This window comes from Streptomyces abikoensis, assembly GCF_014648775.1.
GTDB classification, from domain to species: domain Bacteria; phylum Actinomycetota; class Actinomycetes; order Streptomycetales; family Streptomycetaceae; genus Streptomyces; species Streptomyces abikoensis.
Map to the genome: position 1 here is coordinate 20,158 of NZ_BMRT01000008.1, position 19,444 is coordinate 39,601.

Annotated in this window: 18 protein-coding genes; 8 read left to right on the plus strand and 10 right to left on the minus strand. The window is 72.1% G+C overall.

Annotation, left to right across the window (positions count from 1 at the left end; all coding sequences use genetic code 11):
- Positions 1-110: 110 nt before the first annotated feature.
- The 4 genes from fabI to IE096_RS32010 all read right to left on the minus strand — a co-directional run bounded on the left by fabI (position 111) and on the right by IE096_RS32010 (position 2,889).
- Entirely contained in the window at positions 111-872 is a 762-nt protein-coding gene (fabI, locus tag IE096_RS23420; protein ID WP_189454874.1) for an enoyl-ACP reductase FabI, read from the minus strand.
- Between the two features lie 5 nt (positions 873-877).
- Positions 878-1,582 (minus strand): 3-oxoacyl-[acyl-carrier-protein] reductase, encoded by a 705-nt coding sequence (gene fabG, locus IE096_RS23425; RefSeq protein ID WP_189454876.1) that lies wholly within the window; start codon positions 1,580-1,582, stop codon positions 878-880.
- A gap of 138 nt (positions 1,583-1,720) precedes the next feature.
- Positions 1,721-2,560, minus strand: coding sequence for a pentapeptide repeat-containing protein (locus IE096_RS23430; protein WP_189454878.1), 840 nt, complete (start codon positions 2,558-2,560; stop codon positions 1,721-1,723).
- A 113-nt stretch (positions 2,561-2,673) separates the two neighbouring features.
- Positions 2,674-2,889 carry an Arc family DNA-binding protein gene (locus tag IE096_RS32010; RefSeq protein WP_189454880.1) on the minus strand — a complete coding sequence of 72 codons (216 nt, stop codon included), beginning with the start codon at positions 2,887-2,889 and terminating at the stop codon, positions 2,674-2,676.
- A gap of 17 nt (positions 2,890-2,906) precedes the next feature.
- On the opposite strand from IE096_RS32010, the gene IE096_RS23440 reads away from it, so the two are divergent.
- The 4 genes from IE096_RS23440 (at position 2,907) to tyrS (ending at position 8,449) form a co-directional block, all read left to right on the plus strand.
- Positions 2,907-3,920 carry an RNA-guided endonuclease InsQ/TnpB family protein gene (locus IE096_RS23440; protein ID WP_189454882.1) on the plus strand — a complete coding sequence of 338 codons (1,014 nt, stop codon included), beginning with the start codon at positions 2,907-2,909 and terminating at the stop codon, positions 3,918-3,920.
- 136 nt (positions 3,921-4,056) lie between these two features.
- Positions 4,057-5,583, plus strand: a complete 1,527-nt coding sequence (locus IE096_RS23445; protein ID WP_189454884.1) for a TldD/PmbA family protein — start codon at positions 4,057-4,059, stop codon at positions 5,581-5,583.
- Positions 5,580-6,983, plus strand: a complete 1,404-nt coding sequence (locus IE096_RS23450; RefSeq protein ID WP_189454886.1) for a metallopeptidase TldD-related protein — start codon at positions 5,580-5,582, stop codon at positions 6,981-6,983. Before IE096_RS23445 ends, IE096_RS23450 begins: the two co-directional genes overlap by 4 nt.
- Positions 6,984-7,048: 65 nt before the next feature.
- Positions 7,049-8,449: a tyrosine--tRNA ligase gene (tyrS, locus tag IE096_RS23455; RefSeq protein WP_189454888.1), complete on the plus strand. Its 1,401-nt coding sequence runs from the start codon at positions 7,049-7,051 to the stop codon at positions 8,447-8,449.
- Positions 8,450-8,543: 94 nt separating this feature from the next.
- Here tyrS and IE096_RS23460 read toward each other — a convergent pair whose 3' ends face one another.
- Complete coding sequence (locus IE096_RS23460; protein ID WP_189454890.1) at positions 8,544-8,825, minus strand: GlsB/YeaQ/YmgE family stress response membrane protein; 282 nt, start codon at positions 8,823-8,825, stop codon at positions 8,544-8,546.
- Between the two features lie 220 nt (positions 8,826-9,045).
- Here IE096_RS23460 and IE096_RS23465 point away from each other — a divergent pair, with 220 nt between their 5' ends.
- Both IE096_RS23465 and IE096_RS23470 read left to right on the plus strand, forming a co-directional pair.
- Positions 9,046-9,429, plus strand: a complete 384-nt coding sequence (locus IE096_RS23465) for a DUF3099 domain-containing protein (RefSeq protein ID WP_189454891.1) — start codon at positions 9,046-9,048, stop codon at positions 9,427-9,429.
- Positions 9,430-9,637: 208 nt separating this feature from the next.
- A complete protein-coding gene (locus tag IE096_RS23470) occupies positions 9,638-9,886 on the plus strand; it encodes a hypothetical protein (RefSeq protein WP_189454892.1) in 249 nt (82 codons plus the stop codon).
- Positions 9,887-9,901: 15 nt separating this feature from the next.
- Here the strand turns inward: IE096_RS23470 and moaA are convergent, their stop codons facing one another.
- The 3 genes from moaA to IE096_RS23485 all read right to left on the minus strand — a co-directional run bounded on the left by moaA (position 9,902) and on the right by IE096_RS23485 (position 12,976).
- Positions 9,902-10,891 carry a GTP 3',8-cyclase MoaA gene (gene moaA, locus IE096_RS23475; RefSeq protein WP_229820541.1) on the minus strand — a complete coding sequence of 330 codons (990 nt, stop codon included), beginning with the start codon at positions 10,889-10,891 and terminating at the stop codon, positions 9,902-9,904.
- 121 nt (positions 10,892-11,012) lie between these two features.
- Positions 11,013-12,662 carry a monocarboxylic acid transporter gene (locus IE096_RS23480; protein WP_189454894.1) on the minus strand — a complete coding sequence of 550 codons (1,650 nt, stop codon included), beginning with the start codon at positions 12,660-12,662 and terminating at the stop codon, positions 11,013-11,015.
- Positions 12,659-12,976 carry a DUF485 domain-containing protein gene (locus IE096_RS23485; protein WP_229820577.1) on the minus strand — a complete coding sequence of 106 codons (318 nt, stop codon included), beginning with the start codon at positions 12,974-12,976 and terminating at the stop codon, positions 12,659-12,661. Before IE096_RS23485 ends, IE096_RS23480 begins: the two co-directional genes overlap by 4 nt.
- Before the next feature lie 350 nt (positions 12,977-13,326).
- Here IE096_RS23485 and IE096_RS23490 point away from each other — a divergent pair, with 350 nt between their 5' ends.
- The gene (locus IE096_RS23490) at positions 13,327-14,877 is read left to right on the plus strand and encodes a S8 family serine peptidase (RefSeq protein ID WP_189454898.1); all 1,551 of its coding nucleotides are present in this window, start codon (positions 13,327-13,329) and stop codon (positions 14,875-14,877) included.
- Here IE096_RS23490 and IE096_RS23495 read toward each other — a convergent pair.
- Both IE096_RS23495 and IE096_RS23500 read right to left on the minus strand, forming a co-directional pair.
- Positions 14,832-15,584: a lysoplasmalogenase gene (locus tag IE096_RS23495; protein WP_189454900.1), complete on the minus strand. Its 753-nt coding sequence runs from the start codon at positions 15,582-15,584 to the stop codon at positions 14,832-14,834. The two genes, IE096_RS23490 and IE096_RS23495, sit on opposite strands and share 46 nt — an antisense overlap.
- Entirely contained in the window at positions 15,581-16,462 is an 882-nt protein-coding gene (locus IE096_RS23500) for a sterol desaturase family protein (protein ID WP_189454903.1), read from the minus strand. Before IE096_RS23500 ends, IE096_RS23495 begins: the two co-directional genes overlap by 4 nt.
- 229 nt (positions 16,463-16,691) lie before the next feature.
- On the opposite strand from IE096_RS23500, the gene IE096_RS23505 reads away from it, so the two are divergent.
- A complete protein-coding gene (locus IE096_RS23505; RefSeq protein WP_229820543.1) occupies positions 16,692-19,421 on the plus strand; it encodes an MXAN_6230/SCO0854 family RING domain-containing protein in 2,730 nt (909 codons plus the stop codon).
- The last annotated feature ends 23 nt before the right edge of the window (positions 19,422-19,444 follow it).

Below are 19,444 nucleotides of genomic sequence, written 5' to 3' on the forward strand. Positions count from 1 at the left end.
TCCTGCACGGGCTTGTCGAAGTCCGGTACGCGCCCCGTCAGGGGCGCGGGGAACTGCGCGACCAGCCATGGACGGCCCGCAGCCGCAGGACCGCACTTCCAGCGGAGCGCTTAGGCACCCATCATGTGCACGCCGCCGTCGACGTGGACGATCTCGCCCGTCGTGCGCGGGAAGAAGTCCGACAGCATGCCGACGACGCCGCGGCCGGCCGGCTCCGGGTCGGCCAGGTCCCAGCCGATGGGGGCGCGGTGGTTCCACACGTCCGCGAGCTCCTCGAAGCCCGGGATGGACTTGGCGGCCATCGACTTGATCGGGCCGGCCGAGACCAGGTTGCAGCGGATGCCCTTGGGGCCGAGGTCGCGGGCCAGGTAGCGGTTGGTGCCCTCGAGGGCGGCCTTGGCCACGCCCATCCAGTCGTACTTCGGCCACGCGATCTGCGCGTCGAAGGTCAGGCCCACGATGGAGGAGCCCTCGCGCATCAGCGGCAGCAGGGCCATCGCCAGCGACTTGTAGGAGTACGCCGAGACCTGGACGGCCGTGGAGACGTCCTCCCAGCTCGCCTCCAGGAAGTTGAAGGCGCCCTGCGGGCCGAAGGCGATGGAGTGGACGATGCCGTCGATGCCGTCGACGTGCTCGCGCACCTTGTCGGCCAGGCCGTCGAGGTGCTCCTGGTTGGTGACGTCCAGCTCGATGACCGGCGCGGGCTTCGGCAGGCGCTTGGCGATGCGCTCGACGAGCGAGAGCCGGCCGAAGCCGGTGAGGATGACCTCGGCGCCCTCGTTCTGGGCGACCTTCGCGGCCTGGAAGGCGATCGACGACTCGGTGAGGACACCCGTGACGAGGATGCGCTTGCCTGCGAGGATTCCACTCATGGCGATCAGTGACCCATGCCCAATCCGCCGTCGACAGGAATGACGGCTCCAGTGATGTATGCGGCGTCCTCGGAGGCGAGGAAGCGGACCGAGGCGGCGATCTCCTCGGGCTGCGCGTAGCGGCCCAGCGGGACGTTGCCGACGATGCCGGCGCGCTGCTCGTCGGTGAGCACGCGGGTCATGTCGGTGTCCACGAAGCCGGGCGCGACGACGTTGACGGTGATGTTGCGGGAGCCCAGCTCACGGGCGAGCGAGCGGGCGAAGCCGACGAGGCCGGCCTTGGAGGCGGCGTAGTTCGCCTGGCCCGGCGAGCCCATCAGGCCCACGACCGACGAGATCAGGACGACGCGGCCCTTGCGGGCGCGCAGCATGGCCTTCGAGGCGCGCTTGACGACGCGGAAGGTGCCGGTGAGGTTGGTCTCCACCACCGAGGTGAAGTCCTCCTCCGACATCCGCAGCAGCAGCTGGTCGCGGGTGACGCCGGCGTTGGCCACCAGCACCTCGACCGCGCCCTGCTTCTCCTCGATCTCCTTGTACGCCTGCTCGACCTGCTCGGGGTCGGTGATGTCGCACTTCACGGCCAGGAAGCCGGTGGGCGGCTCGCCCGAGCGGTAGGTGATGGCGACCTTGTCGCCCGCTTCGGCGAAGGCGCGCGCGATGGCGAGGCCGATGCCCCGGTTACCTCCGGTGACGAGAACCGAGCGGCTCAAAGGATCACCCTTCCGATGTCGTATCCATGGATCTGCGGGACTACACCGAACGTAGCGGTAGAGGTCATGGAAGTGAGAAGCGACCTGCGACAGCGGCGGCCGGTGGTCACTGTTGGATCTCTACAGTCCCCGGACGGGCTACGCCGACCAGTGGCCCGGTCGGGTGAGCCCGGCGGGCAGCCTGGTGGCGGCGTCGCCGCGGGCCGCGTTGAGCTGCGGCTGGGTGAGGAAGAAGGCGCCGGTGAGGTCGGCGCCGGACAGGTCCGCGTCGCGGAGGTCCGCGCCGATCATGTCGGCGTCCCGCAGGTCGGCGCCGGAGAGATCGGCGGCGATCAGATAGGCCCCGCGCAGATTGGCGCAGCGCAGGTCCGCGCGGCGCAGCCGGCGGCCCATGAGGTCCGCGCCCCGGTGGTTCCTCGCCTTGCGGCCGCCCTTGGCCCGGACGAGTTCGCTGGTGCGCAGCAGCAGCACGTTCACCTTCTGGCGGTGCTCCCCCACGTCCAGGGCGGCCAGCGAGGCGGCGTCGCCCTCGGTGAGGCGCTCGGTCTCCGCCAGCAGGCGCCGCAGGTCGGCGTGGACGGGGCGGGCGTCCTTCAGGGTGAGGGCCTCGGTGAGGTACCACAGCAGCTCGTGGAGGTGCCGCATCGCCGGGAAGACCTCGAACATCGTCCGTGAGGTCTCGGGGGCGGCGCGCCAGTCGCGGCCGCCGAAGGTGACCTGGGAGACCTTCTGGCCCGCGCCGAAGCAGTCGTAGACGGTGCAGCCCTGGTAGCCCTTGTCGCGCAGCCGGGCGTGGATGCCGCAGCTGAAGTCCCGCTGGAGGTTGCCACAGGGCGTGCCGGCGTCCTTGTCGCGGGCGAAGTCCGCCGAGCGCGCGAAGGGCAGGGCCACGCAGCACAGCCCGAAGCAGTTCCCGCAGTCGCCCTTGAGCGCGGTGCGGTCCGCGCCGGGGGCGGCGTCTTCACGTATGGCGGACACTGCGCGTGGGGTTCCTCTCGCATGGCGGGTGCTGCCGGTGGGTTACGCGGTGGCAGGCCATAACACCCTAACGGCAGGTTTCACCAGATGACCGACCGGAGAACGCCCACCCCTCAAGCCGGGGAGGAATCCGGGTTCCCGCGCAGCGGGACAGAGACAGTCGAATCGCCATCGGACGATTCTGTGTCCACCCCGGCGGCGCGGAGGCCGACCTCAAGCATGTACACCAGCTCGGAGTTGAGGGACCGCCGCTCGGACTTTGCGTGGTCGCGCAGCCGGTCACGAAGGTCTTCAGGAAGACGCAAGGTCATGCGGACTTCATCACTCATGGTGCTATTATGACTCCATGGTGACACCAAAGGTAGCCGAGGCCGCCGGGCACGCCCGGTGGACATTCCGGCTTCGCGTGTCACCCACCGCCCACAGAGCCCTGATGGCCGAGTGGGGCCGGTGCCGGTGGGTGTGGAACGAGTGCGTGGCCAAGTCCAAGGCCGTGCACCTGCGCAACAATGCCACCGGAGGCAAACGGACGTGTGGTCCGGCGCAGCTCGACAAGATGCTGACTGAGGCCCGGCGTACAGCCCCGTGGCTGGCCGAGGGCTCCAGCGTTCCCCAGCAGCAGATCATCCGCGACTTCGGCAGGTCCCGCGCCAAGGCGCAGAAGGACATCAAGGAACGCGTCCCGGTGCACCGCCGGGCCGCCGAGGTGCAGCCGCTCTCCGTCACGGGCCGTGTGATCGGGGTGGACTGGGGTGTGAAGGAGACCGCGACCACCACCAGCGACGCCCACGACCTCCCGCACGTCGAGCACGGCAGGAAGGCCAGGGAGAAGCTGGCCCGGTACGACCGGATGATGGCCCGCCGCAAGCCGAAGGAGGGGCGAGCCGGATCGAAGGGCTACCGCGAGGCGAAACGGCTGCGGGCCAAGCTGTACAAGAAAGTCGCACGCCAGCGACAGGACACCGGCCGCAAGTGGGCGAAGTCCGTGGCCCGCGACCACGACCACATAGCGGTTGAGGATTTCAAACCGAAGTTCCTGGCCAAGACCACCATGGCCAAGAAGGCCGCCGACGCCGCCATCGGCGCCACCAAGACGGCCCTGATCGAGCAGGCCCGCAAGCACGGGCGCACCGTGCACCTGGTGCACCCCGCGCACACCACGATGGACTGCGCGCACTGCGGAGCGAGAGCCAAGCACGCACTGCCGCTGGGAGAGCGCACCTACACCTGCACCACATGCGGAACCGTCTCCCCACGGGACAAGAACTCCGCACGCGTGATGCTCGTCCGGGCAGGTCTGAACCCGGCTGGCGCTGAGGGCATAGGACCTCCTGGGGCGCCGCCCCAGGAGGCAGCCTGAGCCACGAATCCCCACGCATGCCAGAGGTGCCCATAAGGGTGCACGTCCATAAGGACGGGCGGGAATCCCCGCCTTCCGGCGCGGGAGCAGTCAATGCGACACACATCGACAAAGAAACCGATAAGGAGCGTGGACCGTGGCGCATGAGATCGATCCGTCATTCCTCGCGCTGCCGCTGCGCCCCCTCGCCGACGCGGCCCTCGCGCGGGCGCGGGCCCTGGGAGCCGAGCACGCGGACTTCCGCTTCGAGCGGGTGCGCAGCGCCTCGTGGCGGCTGCGGGACGCCCGGCCCGCGGGTTCCTCGGACGCCACCGATCTGGGGTACGCGGTACGGGTGGTGCACGGCGGGACGTGGGGTTTCGCCTCCGGTGTGGAGCTGACGATGGACGCCGCGGCGCGGGTGGCCTCGCAGGCGGTGGCGATGGCGAAGCTGTCCGCGAAGGTGATCGCGGCGGCGGGGTCGGACGAGAGGGTCGAGCTCGCCGACGAGCCGGTGCACGCGGAGCGGACGTGGGTGTCGTCCTATGAGATCGACCCCTTCGACGTGCCGGACGCCGAGAAGACCGGGCTGCTCGCCGAGTGGAGCGAGCGGCTGCTGGCGGCGGAGGGCGTGGCCCACGCGGACGCGTCGCTGGTGACCGTCCACGAGAACAAGTTCTACGCGGACACCGCCGGCACCACGACCACCCAGCAGCGGGTGCGGCTCCACCCCCAGCTGACCGCGGTGGCCGTGGACCCCGGGACCGGCGGCTTCGACTCCATGCGCACCCTGGCCCCGCCCGCCGGGCGCGGCTGGGAGTACCTGACGGGCGCCGGCGGCTGGGACTGGGACGCCGAGCTCGAGGAGATCCCCGCGCTGCTGGCCGAGAAGATGCGCGCGCCGAGCGTCACGGCGGGGACGTACGACCTGGTGGTCGACCCGAGCAACCTGTGGCTGACCATCCACGAGTCCATCGGCCACGCCACCGAGCTGGACCGCGCGCTGGGCTACGAGGCCGCGTACGCGGGCACGTCCTTCGCCACGCCCGATCTGCTGGGCACCCTGAAGTACGGTTCCGAGATCATGAACGTGACCGGGGACCGGACCGCCGAGCACGGCCTGGCCACCATCGGCTACGACGACGAGGGCGTGGCCGCCCAGTCCTGGGACCTGGTCAAGGACGGCGTCCTCACCGGCTACCAGACCGACCGCCGTATCGCCCGCCTCACCGGCCTCGCCCGCTCCAACGGCTGCGCGTACGCGGACTCGCCCTCGCACGTGCCCGTGCAGCGGATGGCGAACGTCTCGCTGCGCCCGGCGGCGGACGGGCCGTCGACGGAGGAGCTCATCTCCGGGGTGGAGCGCGGCATCTATGTGGTGGGCGACCGGTCGTGGTCCATCGATATGCAGAGGTACAACTTCCAATTCACGGGTCAGCGCTTCTTCAGGATCGAGAACGGCCGACTGGCCGGCCAGCTGAAGGACGTCGCCTATCAGGCGACCACCACCGACTTCTGGGGATCCATGGAGGCGGTCGGCGGCCCGGACACGTATGTCCTGGGCGGGGCGTTCAACTGCGGCAAGGCGCAGCCGGGGCAGGTCGCCGCGGTCTCGCACGGCTGCCCGTCGGCCCTGTTCCGGGGCGTGAACATTCTGAACACGACGCAGGAGGCCGGTCGATGAGTCCTCGCCAGCACAAGCCCCACGAGCTCGTCGAGCGCGCGCTGGAGCTCTCGCGCGCCGACGGGTGCGTCGTCATCGCCGAGGAGCGGTCGACCGCCAATCTGCGCTGGGCCGGGAACGCCCTGACGACCAACGGGGTCACCCGTGGCCGGGACGTCACGGTCATCGCGACCGTCGACGGTGCCCGGGGCACCGCGTCGGGGGTCGTCTCGCGGTCGGCGGTCACCGCCGCCGAGCTGGAGCCGCTGGTGCGGGCGGCGGAGGCGGCGGCGCGGGAGGCCGGGCCGGCCGAGGACGCGCAGCCGCTGGTGACGGGCGTGCCGGAGGCGCCGGAGTTCACCGGGGCCCCCGCGGAGACCTCGTCCGCCGTCTTCGACGGCTTCGCGCCCGCCCTCGGGGAGGCCTTCGCGCGGGCCCGGGCGGAGGGGCGGCAGCTGTACGGGTTCGCCCACCACGAGGTCGTCTCCAGCTATCTGGGCACGTCCACCGGGCTGCGGCTGCGCCACGACCAGCCCACCGGCACGCTGGAGCTCAACGCCAAGTCCCCGGACCGGATCCGTTCGGCGTGGGCGGGGCGGGCCACGCGTGACTTCACGGACGTCGATCCGCGTGCGCTGGACGCCGAACTGGCCGAGCGGCTGGCGTGGGCGGGCCGGAAGGTCGAGCTGCCCGCCGGGCGGTACGAGACGCTGCTGCCGCCCTCCGCGGTGGCCGATCTGCTGGTCTACCAGCAGTGGTCGGCGGCGGCCCGGGACGCGGCCGAGGGCCGCACGGTCTTCTCCAGGGCCGGTGGCGGCACCCGGATCGGCGAGAAGCTGTCGGGGCTGCCGCTGACGCTGCGCAGCGACCCGTACGCGCCGGGGCTGGAGTGCGCCCCGTTCGTGCTGACGGGCAGCTCCGGCGACGACGCGTCGGTCTTCGACAACGGCCTGCCGATCGCCGCGACCGACTGGATCCGCGACGGCGTGCTGGAGCACCTGCTCACCACGCGGCACAGCGCGGAGCTGACGGGCCTGCCCGTCACCCCGTACACCGACAACCTGATCCTGGACGCGGGCGGCACCCGGTCGCTGGCGGAGATGGTCGCCGCGAGCGGCCACGACGGTCCCGCCCTGCTGCTGACGTGCCTGTGGTACATCCGCGAGGTGGACCCGGCGTCGCTGCTGCTCACGGGCCTGACCCGGGACGGGGTGTATCTGGTGGAGAAGGGCGAGGTCGTCGGGGAGGTCAACAACTTCCGGTTCAACGAGTCCCCGGTGGGGCTGCTGTCCCGGGCGACCGAGGCGGGGCGCACCGAGCCGACGCTGCCGCGCGAGTGGGGCGACTACTTCACCCGGGCGGCGATGCCGGCGCTGCGGATTCCGGACTTCAACATGAGTTCGGTCAGCCGGGGCGTCTGACCGGCGGCCGTAGCAAATAGACTCGTCCTGTCCTTTGTCCGACAACCCACTACAGGAACGCCACGATGACACGCCTCGGCGACTCCGTCGCGCGCGCCAGCGCTCTGCTGGCGCAGGACCTCTCCACCGACTCGGCCGTGGAGCAGCTGCTCACGGAGACGAAGGCGCGGCGCTATCTGGACCTGTCGGACCTCTCGCCCAAGGACCAGGCGGAGCTGATCGCCTCGCGTACGGTCGAGGTGCTGCCGGGCGTGGCCAAGCTGGCCGAGCGCATCGAGGCGCGGCGGGCCGAGGGCAAGGGCCTCCACATCAAGCTGGGCATCGACCCGACGGCCACGGACGTCCACCTGGGCCACGCCGTGCCGCTGATCATCCTCAGCCGGTTCCAGCGGCTGGGCCACGACGTCACGCTGATCATCGGTGACTTCACGGCCAAGATCGGCGACCCGACGGGCCGTACGGCCGAGCGCCCGCCGCTGACCGACGAGGACATCGCGCACAACCTGGCGAGCTACCGGGAGCAGGTCCGCCCGTTCTTCGACTTCGACCGGGTCAGCTTCCGGCAGAACAGCGAGTGGCTGGCGCCGTACACCTTCCCGGAGCTGCTGGGCCTGCTGGCGCAGGTGCCGGTCTCGCAGCTGCTCCAGCGCGAGGACTTCCGCAACCGGCTCGCGGCGGGCTCCGGCCTGACCATGACGGAGATGCTGTACCCGATCGCGCAGGGCCTGGACTCGGTGGCGCTGAACTGCGACGTCGAGCTCGGCGGCGCCGACCAGCTGCTCAACCTCCAGATGGGCCGGAAGCTGATGGAGGTGCACGGCCAGAAGCCGCAGCTGGTCGTCACCATGCCGCTGATCGAGGGCACGGACGGCACCGGCGCGAAGATGTCCAAGTCCAAGGGCAACTACGTGGGGCTGTCGGCGTCCGCCGACGACGTCTTCGGCAAGATCATGTCGGTGCCGGACCGGCTGATGGAGCCGTACCTCAAGGCGTGGACGGAGTGGACGGACGCGGAGATCGCGCAGGTCCTCTCCCGCGTCGAGGAGAAGTCGCTGCACCCGATGGACCTGAAGAAGATCCTCGCGGGTGAGGTCGTGGCCGCGCTGTACGGCATGGAGGCGGCGATGGCGGCCCGCGCGGGCTTCGTCGCGCAGTTCTCCAAGAAGAACTTCACCGACGTGGAGACGCCGGTGGTGGAGCTGGCCGAGCACGGCGAGGAGCCGGCCACGGCCGTGCTCAGCAAGGTGCTGGGCTTCCAGCCGAGCGCCTCGGCCGCCCGCCGGGTGGCCAAGCAGAACGGTCTGCGGCTGGTCTTCGAGACCGCCGAGGGCCAGGAGGCCGTGGTGCTGCCCGAGGCCGAGGCCATCCGGCCGCTGGGCGAGGTGGCCCGTGAGCTGCTGGCCGGCCGGGAGGCGACCGTCTACCTGAAGGCCGGCCGGAAGATCGCCGAGCTGCGCGGTCTGTAAGCGGCCCTGTCGGTAGGCGGCCCTGAGCGAGACGGGTGGCCGGTGCGCGGTTCCGCGCACCGGCCACTCTCGTTCTCCCGGCTTCCGGGTCCGTTCAGCTGACCCTGCCGCGCCTGTCCCCCCGGACGCCGACCCACAGCCGGTCGCCGATCGCGACGAAGATCACCGCTCCCAGCAGCTGGAGCAGGTGCCGGATCCAGTCGATGCCGCTGGTGTGGCGGACGCCCAGCACGCCCGCCAGCCAGTTGCCCAGGAGGGCCCCGGCCAGGCCGAGAAGGATCGTGAGCCAGAGGGGGATCTGCTGTTTTCCGGGGATGATCGCCTTGGCGATCAGGCCCAGGACGAGTCCGACGACGATTGCCCACAACCAGTTCATCTCGCCTCCTCGTGCGGAGCGACATGGGTGCTCCGCCATTCTGGGGCCGTCCCTCCTACGGCGCACGTCGGATCCGCCCGTACGCCGTATGCGCACTTCGGGCGCCCATCGGTGAGCCGTCCTGCGACCGACCCGGTCTCGTCCGCCGGAAGGCCGCGGCGTAACGTTGTGTACGTACGGGACCGAGCGAGTCGGTGCGGCAGTCGGGTGGTGGAACGTGATGCGGAAGCTGGGCGGGTCGGAGGTCTTCCGGATCACCGGGGCCCGCCAGGGCCTCGCGGAGGACGTGCGCGGGCGGCAGCGCCGGTACGTGGTCTCGATGGGCATCCGGACGCTCTCGGTGGTGCTCACCGTGATCCTGTGGAACATCGAGCGTTACGTGGCGATGGGCACGCTGGTCCTGGGCGCGCTGCTGCCGTATGTGGCCGTCGTCATCGCCAACGCGGGCCGGGAGAACGCCCCTTCGCTGCCCGGTACGTTCATACCGGCGCCGACGCGCCCGATGCTGGGCGGGGCCCCGGAGCGGCCCTCGGGCGCGCCCGCGGAACCCGTCGCGGAAGCGGGCGGGCCGGGCCAGCCCGATCAGGGGCGCGACAACGGCTGACCCTCCGGTTCCGGGCGACGGCCGGCCGGGCGGTGCGACAAGCTCAAGAAAACCTCAGATCAATCATGTGGATCGGTGCCCCGTTCCGGGCCCCCCGTGACATACTTCGTAGGCGCTCCGCATCCCCCGTCGGAGCGACAGACCGACGCCGGGCGGCTCCCCCCGTGGCTGCCCGGCGTCGCCGTGTCCGGCCACGTAGAGTCGAGGGGTGAACTCCCCGAATTCCTCCCCGAACTCCCCCGAGAGCGCCGTGATCTGCTCCGCCAAGGGCTGTCGCGCCGACGCCGTCTGGGTACTGGCGTGGAACAACCCCAAGCTCCACACCCCCGAGCGCCGCAAGACCTGGCTGGCCTGTGACGAACACCGCGAGCACCTGTCCAACTTCCTCTCCCTGCGCGGGTTCCTGAAGGACGTGGTGACGCTGGCGGAGTGGGAGGCGTCGGCCGCCGAGCGCTGACCTCAGCCGCTTGCCTCAGCCGCCGATCGCCGACATCGGGCGCACGGGCTGGAGGAACGACGGGTCGTCGATGCCCGAGCCCGCCTTCTTGCCCCACATGGCCGTCCGCCACAGCCCGGCGAGCTCCTCGTCCGTGGCGCCCGAGCGCAGCGCCCCGCGCAGGTCCGACTCCTCGGTGGCGAACAGGCAGGTGCGCACCTGTCCGTCGGCGGTCAGCCGGGTGCGGTCGCAGGCGGCGCAGAACGGCCGGGTCACCGAGGCGATGACGCCGACGCGGGCGGGGCCGCCGTCGACGGTCCAGCGCTCGGCGGGGGCGGAGCCCCGGGCGTCCTCCCCTTCGGGGGTGAGGGTGAAGCGGGTGCGCAGGCTCGCCAGGATCTCCCCGGCGGTGATCATGCCGTCGCGCTTCCAGCCGTGCTGGGCGTCGAGCGGCATCTGCTCGATGAAGCGCAGTTCGTAGCCGTGCTCGATGGCCCAGGCCAGCAGGTCGGGGGCCTCGTCGTCGTTGTGGCCGGGCATCAGCACGGCGTTGACCTTGACGGGGGCCAGGCCGGCGGCGTGGGCGGCGGCCAGGCCGTCGAGGACGTCCTGGTGGCGCTTGCGGCGGGTCAGGGCGGTGAAGACCTCGGGGCGCAGGGTGTCGAGGGAGACGTTGACCCGGTCCAGCCCGGCGGCCGCCAGGGCCGACGCGGTACGGGCCAGGCCGATGCCGTTGGTGGTCAGCGACAGCCGGGGGCGGGGCGCGAGGGCGGCGCAGCGTTCGACGATGGAGACGAGGCCGGGGCGCAGCAGGGGCTCGCCGCCGGTGAAGCGGACCTCGGTGACGCCGAGGGCGGTGACGGCCACGGAGACCAGGCGGACGATCTCGTCGTCGGTGAGCAGACCGGGCTTGGCGAGCCACTGCAGGCCCTCTTCGGGCATGCAGTAGACGCAGCGGAGGTTGCACCGGTCGGTCAGGGAGACCCGCAGGTCGGTGGCGGTACGGCCGTAGGTGTCTATGAGCACGGTGCGGCCCCTCCCGCCGGACTTGAACGTTCGTTCGCTGGTCGCAGGGTACGCGATCGCGCGCGGGAGGGGCCGGGTCGTTGCCGCCCGAAGGGGCTGTCGCCTTCCGAAGGGGCCGGGGTCAGTGCGCCCCGTAGCCCGTCAGGGAGCGGACCTCGAGTTCGGCGTACTTCTTCTCCTGGTCGGGAGCCGGCTTGGAGAGCAGGGAGCCCAGCCAGCCGAGGGCGAAGCCCAGGGGGATGGAGACCAGGCCGGGGTTGCCGAGCGGGAAGTAGTCGAAGCTCATGCCCGGGAAGAGCGCCTTGGGGTTGCCCGAGACGACCGGGGAGAGGATCACCAGGGTGACGGAGGAGATCAGTCCGCCGTAGATCGACCAGAGGGCGCCCTGGGTGGTGAAGCGCTTCCAGAACAGGCTGTAGAGGATCGTCGGCAGGTTCGCGGAGGCGGCGACGGCGAAGGCCAGGGCGACCAGGGCGGCGGCGTTGAGCCGGTGGGCGAAGATGCCCAGGGCGATGGAGACGGCGCCGATGACGACCGCGGCGAGCTTGGCGGTGAGGATCTCCTCCTTCTCGCTCGTGCGTCCCTTGCGGATGACGTTGGCCCACAGGTCGTGGGCGAAGGAGGCCGAGGAGGCCAGGGTCAGCCCGGCGACGACGGCGAGGATCGTCGCGAAGGCGACCGCGGAGATCACGGCCAGCAGGATCGCCCCGCCGGTGGAGCCCGCTCCCCCGCCGACCTCCTGGGCGAGCAGCGGCGCCGCGGTGTTGCCGGACTCGTTCGAGGCGGTGATCGCCTTGGGGCCGACCAGGGCCGCGGCCCCGAAGCCCAGGGCGATGGTCATCAGGTAGAACGCGCCGATGATGCCGATGGCCCAGTTCACCGACTTACGGGCGGCCCGGGCGGTGGGCACGGTGTAGAAGCGGATGAGGATGTGCGGCAGTCCGGCGGTGCCGAGGACGAGCGCGAGGCCGAGCGAGACGAAGTTGAGCTTGGAGGTGCCGTCCTTGCCGTACTGGAGGCCGGGTTCGAGGAAGGCCCGGCCCTTGCCGCTGGCGTCGGCGGCGCGGCCGAGGAGCGTGGAGAGGTTCCAGTGGAACTTGTTGAGCACCAGGAGGGTGATCAGCAGGGTGCCCGCGATCAGCATGACCGCCTTGACGATCTGCACCCAGGTGGTGCCCTTCATCCCGCCGATGGTCACGTAGAGGACCATCACCAGGCCGACGAGGACGATGATCCAGCGCCGGGCCCCCTCGCCGGTGGCGCCCAGGAGCAGGGCCACCAGCGCGCCCGCGCCGACCATCTGGGCGAGCAGGTAGAAGATCGACACGACGATGGTGGACGTCCCGGCGGCGGTGCGCACGGGCCGCTGCTTGAGCCGGTGGGCGAGAACGTCGGCCATGGTGAAGCGGCCGGAGTTGCGCAGCGGCTCGGCGACGAGCAGCAGGGCGACCAGCCAGGCGACGAGGAAGCCGATGGAGTAGAGGAACCCGTCGTAGCCGTAGAGCGAGATGGCCCCGGCGATGCCCAGGAAGGAGGCGGCGGACATGTAGTCGCCGGAGATGGCCAGGCCGTTCTGGAAGCCGGTGAAGGAGCGGCCGCCGGCGTAGAAGTCGGTGGCGTCCCTGGTCTGCCGGCCCGCCCACACGGTGATGCCGAGGGTGGCGGCGACGAAGACCGAGAAGAGCGTGATGATCAGTGTGCGGTGCTCGCTCGCGCCGCCGGCCGCCAGCGGGTGGGCGGCGGCGGTCAGGACGGTGGTGCGCGGCGTCATTCGCCCGCCTCCAGACGGGCCTTGAGGGCCTCGACCTTGGGATCGATCTTCGCTTCCGCGTGGCGGGCGTACCACCAGGCGATCAGGAAGGTGGTCAGGAACTGCGCCAGCCCGAACACGAGGGCGATGTTGATATTGCCGACGACGACGGTGTCCATGAACCCGCCGGCGTAGTTGGACAGCAGGACGTAGAGCAGGTACCAGCTGACGAAGGCGACGGTGAGCGGGAAGGCGAACGAGCGGTGCGCACTGCGCAGTTCGCCGAACTCGGCGCTCGACTGCACATCGAGGAAGTTGTCCGGCTGGGCGGGGATGGTGGGGCGAGCCGGCTCGACCGGCCCGTCGGGTGCGGTCGGTGGGATACCCACGGCCTCTTCTGAGTCCACGGCCTCTCCTGAACGAGTGGGTGCGGGGGCGCGAGCCGAGCCTGTGACTGGGATCACGCATCGTAGAGCGACACCGCAGTATGCGACAGTCCCTGCCCTTCATACGGCCGACTGCCGTGGAAAGGCTTCGCGTTGACGCTCCCGGAGTCCTCGGCTCCACCGGCATTCTTGAGGAATTCATTGCCCGGGCCCGCTGATCGGCGCTAGCTTCACTCGTCACACCCCGCCCCCGCACACCCGTGCGCACGGGCGGTTTTCCGGATGATGTGGAGAACTCCATGGCTCATCTGCGACTCAGACGACGCCGCGCCCTGCTGGCGGCCCCGCTCGGTCTGGCACTCACCGCCTCCCTCGGCTTCCTGCCGGGCGCGGCATCGGCCGCCCCCTCGGCCGGCGTTCCCGCGAAGGCCGCCGTCACCACGGACGGCCCGCTGCTCTCGTACGTCGTCAACATCAAGCCCGGCGCGCCCACGACGGGTCTGGTGAAGCGGTCGATCGAACGAGCCGGGGGCACCATCGTCGTCTCGTACGACAGGATCGGCGTGATCGTCGCCCACTCGAAGAACCCGCACTTCGCGGAGACGCTGCGCCTGGTGCCGGGGGTGGCCTCGGCGGGCGCCACGCGCACCGCGCCGCTGCGGTCGGCCGCCACGACCGACTACGGCAAGCCGGAGAAGCTCGAGCTCACCAAGGAGGGCGCGCTGGCGGCGGCCCGCGACGCGGCGGCCGGCAAGGAGCCGCTGGAGGGCCTCCAATGGGACCTCGGCGCGATCGGCGCGGACAAGGCCGCGAAGATCAACCCGGGCAGCCGGAAGGTGACCGTCGCGGTCATCGACACCGGCGTGGACGACACCCACCCCGACCTCGCCCCGAACTTCGCCGCCGACAAGTCGGCCAGCTGCGTCTCCGGCAAGGCCGACACCAGCCCCGGCGCGTGGCGCCCCCACAACCCGGCCAAGGACTACCACGGCACCCACGTCGCCGGCACGATCGCCGCGGCCCGCAACGGCGTGGGCGTCGCGGGCGTCGCTCCCGGCGCGAAGGTCTCCGCCATCAAGGTGAGCACCCCGGACGACAACGCCTTCTTCTACGCCGAGAGCGTCGTCTGCGCCTTCGTCTTCGCCGCCGACCACGGCGCCGGGGTGACCAACAACAGCTACTACGTGGACCCGTGGATGTTCAACTGCCCGGACCACGCCGACCAGAAGGCGATAGCCGACGCGGTCGGCCGGGCCGCGCAGTACGCCCAGGACAAGGGCGTGGTCAACGTCGCCGCGGCGGGCAACTCCAACTTCGACCTGGCGTCCAAGGAGATAGCCGACGCCTCCAGCCCGAACGACTCCAAGCCGCTGCCCCGGAAGATAGACCCCAAGGTCTGCCTCGACGTCCCCTCGCAGCTGCCGGGTGTCATCACCGTCTCCGCGACCGGTGTGCGCGGGGCGAAGTCGTTCTACTCCAGCTACGGGCTGAACTCCGTCGACGTCGCCGCCCCCGGCGGTGACATCCTCCAGGTTCCCGAGCTGCCGGCCAAGGACGGCCGCATCCTCTCCACGATGCCGGGCGGCGACTGGGCGTACCTCCAGGGCACCTCGATGGCCAGCCCCCACGTGGCCGGTGTGGCGGCGCTGCTGAAGAGCGCCCACCCCAAGTCCAGCCCGCAGGAGATCCAGTGGCTGATGAAGGCCCAGGCGAACAACCCGGGCTGCCCCACGGCCGCGTACGACCCTGACGGCACCGGCAAGTGGAAGGCCACCTGCGCCGGTACCAAGCACGTGAACGGCTTCTACGGCTTCGGCATCGTCGACGCCCTGGCGGCGGTCCGGAGCTGATCCGACCCGCGCCGGGTGGAGGGGCCGGCCGGCGACCGGCCGGCCTCTTCTTCCGTACGCACGCGGTGTCCGCCGTGGCACAGCAGCACTCCCTGGGCCAGCAGCCACTGCGCGGCGATATACGTGAGCATGACCCAGAACTGGGGTGCGGGCGCCTGCGGCCACTTTGCCAGCCCGCTCGCGAGGAGCGTGTCCGACAGCAGGAACAGCGCCCCGCCCGCCCCTGACAGGAGCCGGGCGCGGGTGGCGCCGAGCGCCATCGCCGTCAGCAGCAGGCTGTAGCACGCGACCGGGACCCGCAGCTCCCCGTCCAGACCGGGCCACAGCAGGACGACCACGGTGAGCCACGCGGCGGCGTAGAGGGCCGCCAGCCGGTACGTCCGGGCGCCGCCGGGGCGGCCGTGCCGGGCGAAGAGCAGCAAGTAGCAGACGTGCCCGGCGGCGAAGGACCCCATGCCCAGCAGGAAGACGGTGTCCCCGCCCACCTGGAGCAGGGTGTCGCCCCCGCAGCCGAGGAGCAGCGCGCCCACGAGCAGGGGCGGCCCGCCGCGCAGCAGCGCGTGGGCGGCCAGCAGCGGCATCAGCGCGGGCTTGGTGACGTGGGCGAGGAGCGTGGCGCCCGCGAGCAGGGCGCTCAGGTGGACCACCGCGGTGGCGCCGAAGGCCGCCAGCGCCGCCGCGGCGGCGCGCTCCCGGTTCCCGCTCACGCGACCCGCTCGGGGACCGCCGCCGGTGTCGTCCGCTCCTCGGCCGGCCGGCCCGGCTGCCAGCCGGGGCCCCGGAAGACGCGCCCGAACCGCTCCCGCCAGCTCCGCGCCGCCTTCACGTCGCGCCCGATGGCCACGTACTCGTGGGTGGCCACGCGCAGCGGGTTGTACGTGTGGATGTTCTTGGTCAGGCCGTAGACCGGACGCTCGCCCTCCGGCACGAAGGACCCGAACATCCGGTCCCAGACGATGAGGATGCCGCCGAAGTTGCGGTCCAGGTAGCCGCCTTGCGAGGCGTGGTGGACCCGGTGGTGCGAGGGCGTGTTCAGCACGTACTCGAACGGCCGGGGCAGCCTGCCGACCCGCTCGGTGTGCACCCAGAACTGGTAGACGAGGTTGGCCGACGAGCAGAACGCCACCGCCGCCGGGTGCACCCCGGCGAGCACCATCGGCACGTAGAACGGCCACACCGTCAGCGTCGTCCACGGCTGGCGCAGCGCGGTGGTGAGGTTGAACTTGCGGCTGGAGTGGTGCACCACGTGGCACGCCCACAGGATCCGTACGACGTGGTGGCCCCGGTGGGACCAGTAGTAGAAGAAGTCCTGCGCGAGCAGCATCAGTGGCAGCGTCCACCACAGCACGGGCACGCGCAGGGGGGTGAGTTCGTAGAGGGCCGTGTAGATCGCGACGATCGGGATCTTCCACAGCGCGTCGAAGAGGAGGCTGCCCAGTCCCATGCCGATACTGGTCGCCGCGTCCTTGGCCTCGTAGCCCTCGGAGCGGTCGTCGGGATGCAGCCGGTAGCTCACCAACTCCAGTGCGGTGAGCAGGACGAAGGCGGGTATGGACCACAGGACCACGTCGGGTAGGTGCGGCATGGCCGCACCATAAGCGCGCCGGAGGGCGTGCCGCTAGGGGTTGTTACCCTCGGGTACCGCAGTTGGGGAAAGGGTCGGAAAAGGGTTGGCCGCGTTGATCGGCCCCTGCCTAGAATCGTGGCGCGGGGGCGGCTCCGCGGTGTGCTTCCTTCTCACTCGTTCTGATAAACGGATTCCGAGCGCGCCCACTCTCCGCCCCCGCTCGCGCTTTTCCAGGGGGAACCTCTTCGTGTCCACACTCCACGCCGTGCTGCTCCGCCGTGCCCGGACCGTCTACGTCGACCACGAGCCGTCGCCGCCCGCCGCGGTGAGCGACCCCGCCGTCGCGGCCGGGCTGACCGCGCTGGAGGGCGAGTTGCTGGACCGCGGGCACGCGCTGACCGAGCCGCTGCGCACGGCGCTGGCGGGGGCCGGGGCGCGGGCCCTCGCCGACACCGGGCGGAGCCTGCTGCACGCGATCGACGCGCAGCTCGGCGCCGACCGCACCCACATGCCGCTCTTCCGCGGCTTCCCGGCGTCGGTGCCGAAGGACACGGACGCCCTCTTCGTCGACCGCGTCTTCAGCCTGCTGCTCCAGCGGCCGGAGCAGCCGTGCGTGCTGTGCGGGACGGTCGGGGCCGTGCTGCCCGTCTCGCCGTGCGCGCACCTGGTGTGCCGCTCCTGCTGGGACGGCGCGGACTACACGGGCTGCCCGCTGTGCCACCGGCGCGTGGACCGTACGGATCCCTTTCTGCGGCTCGCCGAGTCCGCCGGGACCGGCGGCGGGCGGTCGTTCCCCGAGGGGCCGCTGCGGCTGCTCGTGCTGGGCACCTCGCGGACGGCGGACGCGGCCGCCGAGCTGGCCGGGCTGCTGGCCCGCGCCACGCCGCTCTCCCCGCAGGAGCGCGACGACGTCAAGGTCCTCCTGGCGCACGCCGAGCCGGGCGGCCTGGGCTGGCTGCCCGACGGCGTTCCCGTGCGCGAGACCAGGGCGCTGGTGTTCGGCACGCTGCTGCGCGACGGCGGCCCCGCGACGGTGACGGCCGTCCGGGAACGGCTTCCGGAGCTGCTGACGACCGCCACGGACGTGCTGCGCCTGCTGTGGGTGTGGTCCGGCGGCGAGGCGGACCTGCTGTCGGCCCCCCGGCTGCGCGGGGTGCCGCGCGGGCTGCGGCGCGAACTGCTCGCCGTCCTCGACGGGTTGGCGACGCCCTCGCTCGTCGAGGACCTGCTCCGGCACCCGCGGGCGTGGAGGCGCGCGGCGGAGCTCCTCCATCCGTTCGAGGGCCACGCGCGGCACCCGCGAGCGGCCCTGGCCTTCGCGGCGCTGCGGGGTACGGACGTGTCGGGCGCGGGGGCGCTGGGCGAGGCGCTGCTGCGGACGGCGGCGGAGCACCCGGAGGCGGTGGCCGTCCGGGGTGTCCGGATCGTCGCGCGCACCTGGGCCGGACGGGTCGAGGAGGCGCTGCGTCGCGGGGACCCCGCCGGAGCCGTGGCGCTGCTGGCGCGGCGGCCCGGCGAGCTGGTGCGGCGGCTGGATCAGTTGCTGCGTCTGTACGGGGGCGAGGAGCTCGCGCCCGAGCTGGGCGCGGCGCTGGAGCGCGGGCTGCCTTCGGTGGGTCCCGGTCCGCTGCTCGGGGCGCTGGGCGCGCTGCGGGGGCGGCATCTGCCGTCGTCGCGGCGGGTGTTCTTCCCCCGGGGCCGGGTGGGCCGCGCCCAGGGCGTGGACGACGTGCGGCCGCCGCTGCCCGCGCCGCTGGTGGCCCGGGTCGCCGGGCTGCTGGAGGCCGAGGTGGTGCGGCGCCTCGGTGCCGCGTCCCGCTACGAGCTCGCCGTGCTGGACCCGGGGCTGGCGGCCCTGGCGGCGCCGTTCGCCGAGCGGTCCTCGGCGGCGTCGCTCGTCGCGGTGCCGCGCGGCAGCGAGCTGCGGGTGCCCGGGGGCGGGGTGCTGCGGCTGTTCCTCCACTGGAGGGAGCCCGAGGGCACCCGGGTGGACCTCGACCTGGCGGTGGCGTTCTTCGACGAGCGGTGGCGGGCGGTCGGGCTGTGCGACTACACACGGCTGCGGTACCGGGGCGACGCCGCCGTGCACTCCGGCGACCTGACCTCGGCGCCACCGCCGGACGGCGCGACCGAGTACGTCGACCTGGACCTGCCGGCGCTCGCCGAGGCCGGGGCGCGCTATGCCGTGCCGGTGGTCTTCAGCTACAACGACGTGCCCTTCGACGAGCTGCCGGACGCCTTCGCGGGGTTCATGACCGTCTCCGGCGCGGGGGCGCTGGACGCGGCGTACGACCCCCGGGCGGTGCGGCAGCGCTTCGACCTGGCCGGGGAGTCGCGGATCTGCGCGCCGATGATCGTGGACCTGGCGGACGGACGCGCGCTGTGGACCGATGTCCACCTTCCGGGTGACAGCGGCGTCCACGACCTGGGCCGCCACGGAAACGCGACGGGCGCTCTCGCGCGGGACCTGTGGACCCACTTCACGGGCGGGGCCCGGGTGACGTTGTGGGACGTCGCCTGCTGGCACGCGGCGGCACGATGCGACGAGACACTCGTCGTCCGCCACATCGTCCGCCCCACGGCCGGGCCCGCCTCCGGCGCGGACCGCCCGGGCGTGGACGGCTCGTGTGGCGGCAGCGCGGGCGCGCCCGCCCCGGGTCCGTCCGGGCCCGCCGCCGACGGTGGCGGCGGTGGCGTCCGTGCCGAGATGTGGCGCTACCGCCGCCGGGACGGCGAGGGCGTCGCCGCCTTCGCCGCGCGGCTGCGCGCGCTGGGGGCGCCGGAGTCGCGGGAGCCGGCCGGCGGGGCGGACGCGGACGCGGACGGCCGGCGCGTCTTCCTCGCGTTCGTCGAGGGGGACGGGATGTCCCCGGTCGGCGCGACCGGCACGGTCTACCGGCTCTTCCCCGGTGCCGTCGACGCGTGCGCGGGGACGGAGCGGGTGACGGCCGCCGGGCTGCTGGCGGAGCTGGCCTGATCCCGGCGCCGGGACCGGCCGGA

Excerpts from the sequence above, each read along its gene's own strand:
- IE096_RS32010 (WP_189454880.1), bottom strand. The coding sequence starts at position 2,889 with ATGAGTGATGAAGTCCGCATGACCTTGCGTCTTCCTGAAGACCTTCGT.
- IE096_RS23450 (WP_189454886.1), top strand. The coding sequence starts at position 5,580 with ATGAGTCCTCGCCAGCACAAGCCCCACGAGCTCGTCGAGCGCGCGCTG.
- fabI (WP_189454874.1), bottom strand. The coding sequence starts at position 872 with ATGAGTGGAATCCTCGCAGGCAAGCGCATCCTCGTCACGGGTGTCCTC.
- tyrS (WP_189454888.1), top strand. The coding sequence starts at position 7,049 with ATGACACGCCTCGGCGACTCCGTCGCGCGCGCCAGCGCTCTGCTGGCG.
- IE096_RS23490 (WP_189454898.1), top strand. The coding sequence starts at position 13,327 with ATGGCTCATCTGCGACTCAGACGACGCCGCGCCCTGCTGGCGGCCCCG.
- IE096_RS23460 (WP_189454890.1), bottom strand. The coding sequence starts at position 8,825 with ATGAACTGGTTGTGGGCAATCGTCGTCGGACTCGTCCTGGGCCTGATC.
- IE096_RS23465 (WP_189454891.1), top strand. The coding sequence starts at position 9,046 with ATGCGGAAGCTGGGCGGGTCGGAGGTCTTCCGGATCACCGGGGCCCGC.
- IE096_RS23480 (WP_189454894.1), bottom strand. The coding sequence starts at position 12,662 with ATGACGCCGCGCACCACCGTCCTGACCGCCGCCGCCCACCCGCTGGCG.
- IE096_RS23440 (WP_189454882.1), top strand. The coding sequence starts at position 2,907 with ATGGTGACACCAAAGGTAGCCGAGGCCGCCGGGCACGCCCGGTGGACA.
- IE096_RS23500 (WP_189454903.1), bottom strand. The coding sequence starts at position 16,462 with ATGCCGCACCTACCCGACGTGGTCCTGTGGTCCATACCCGCCTTCGTC.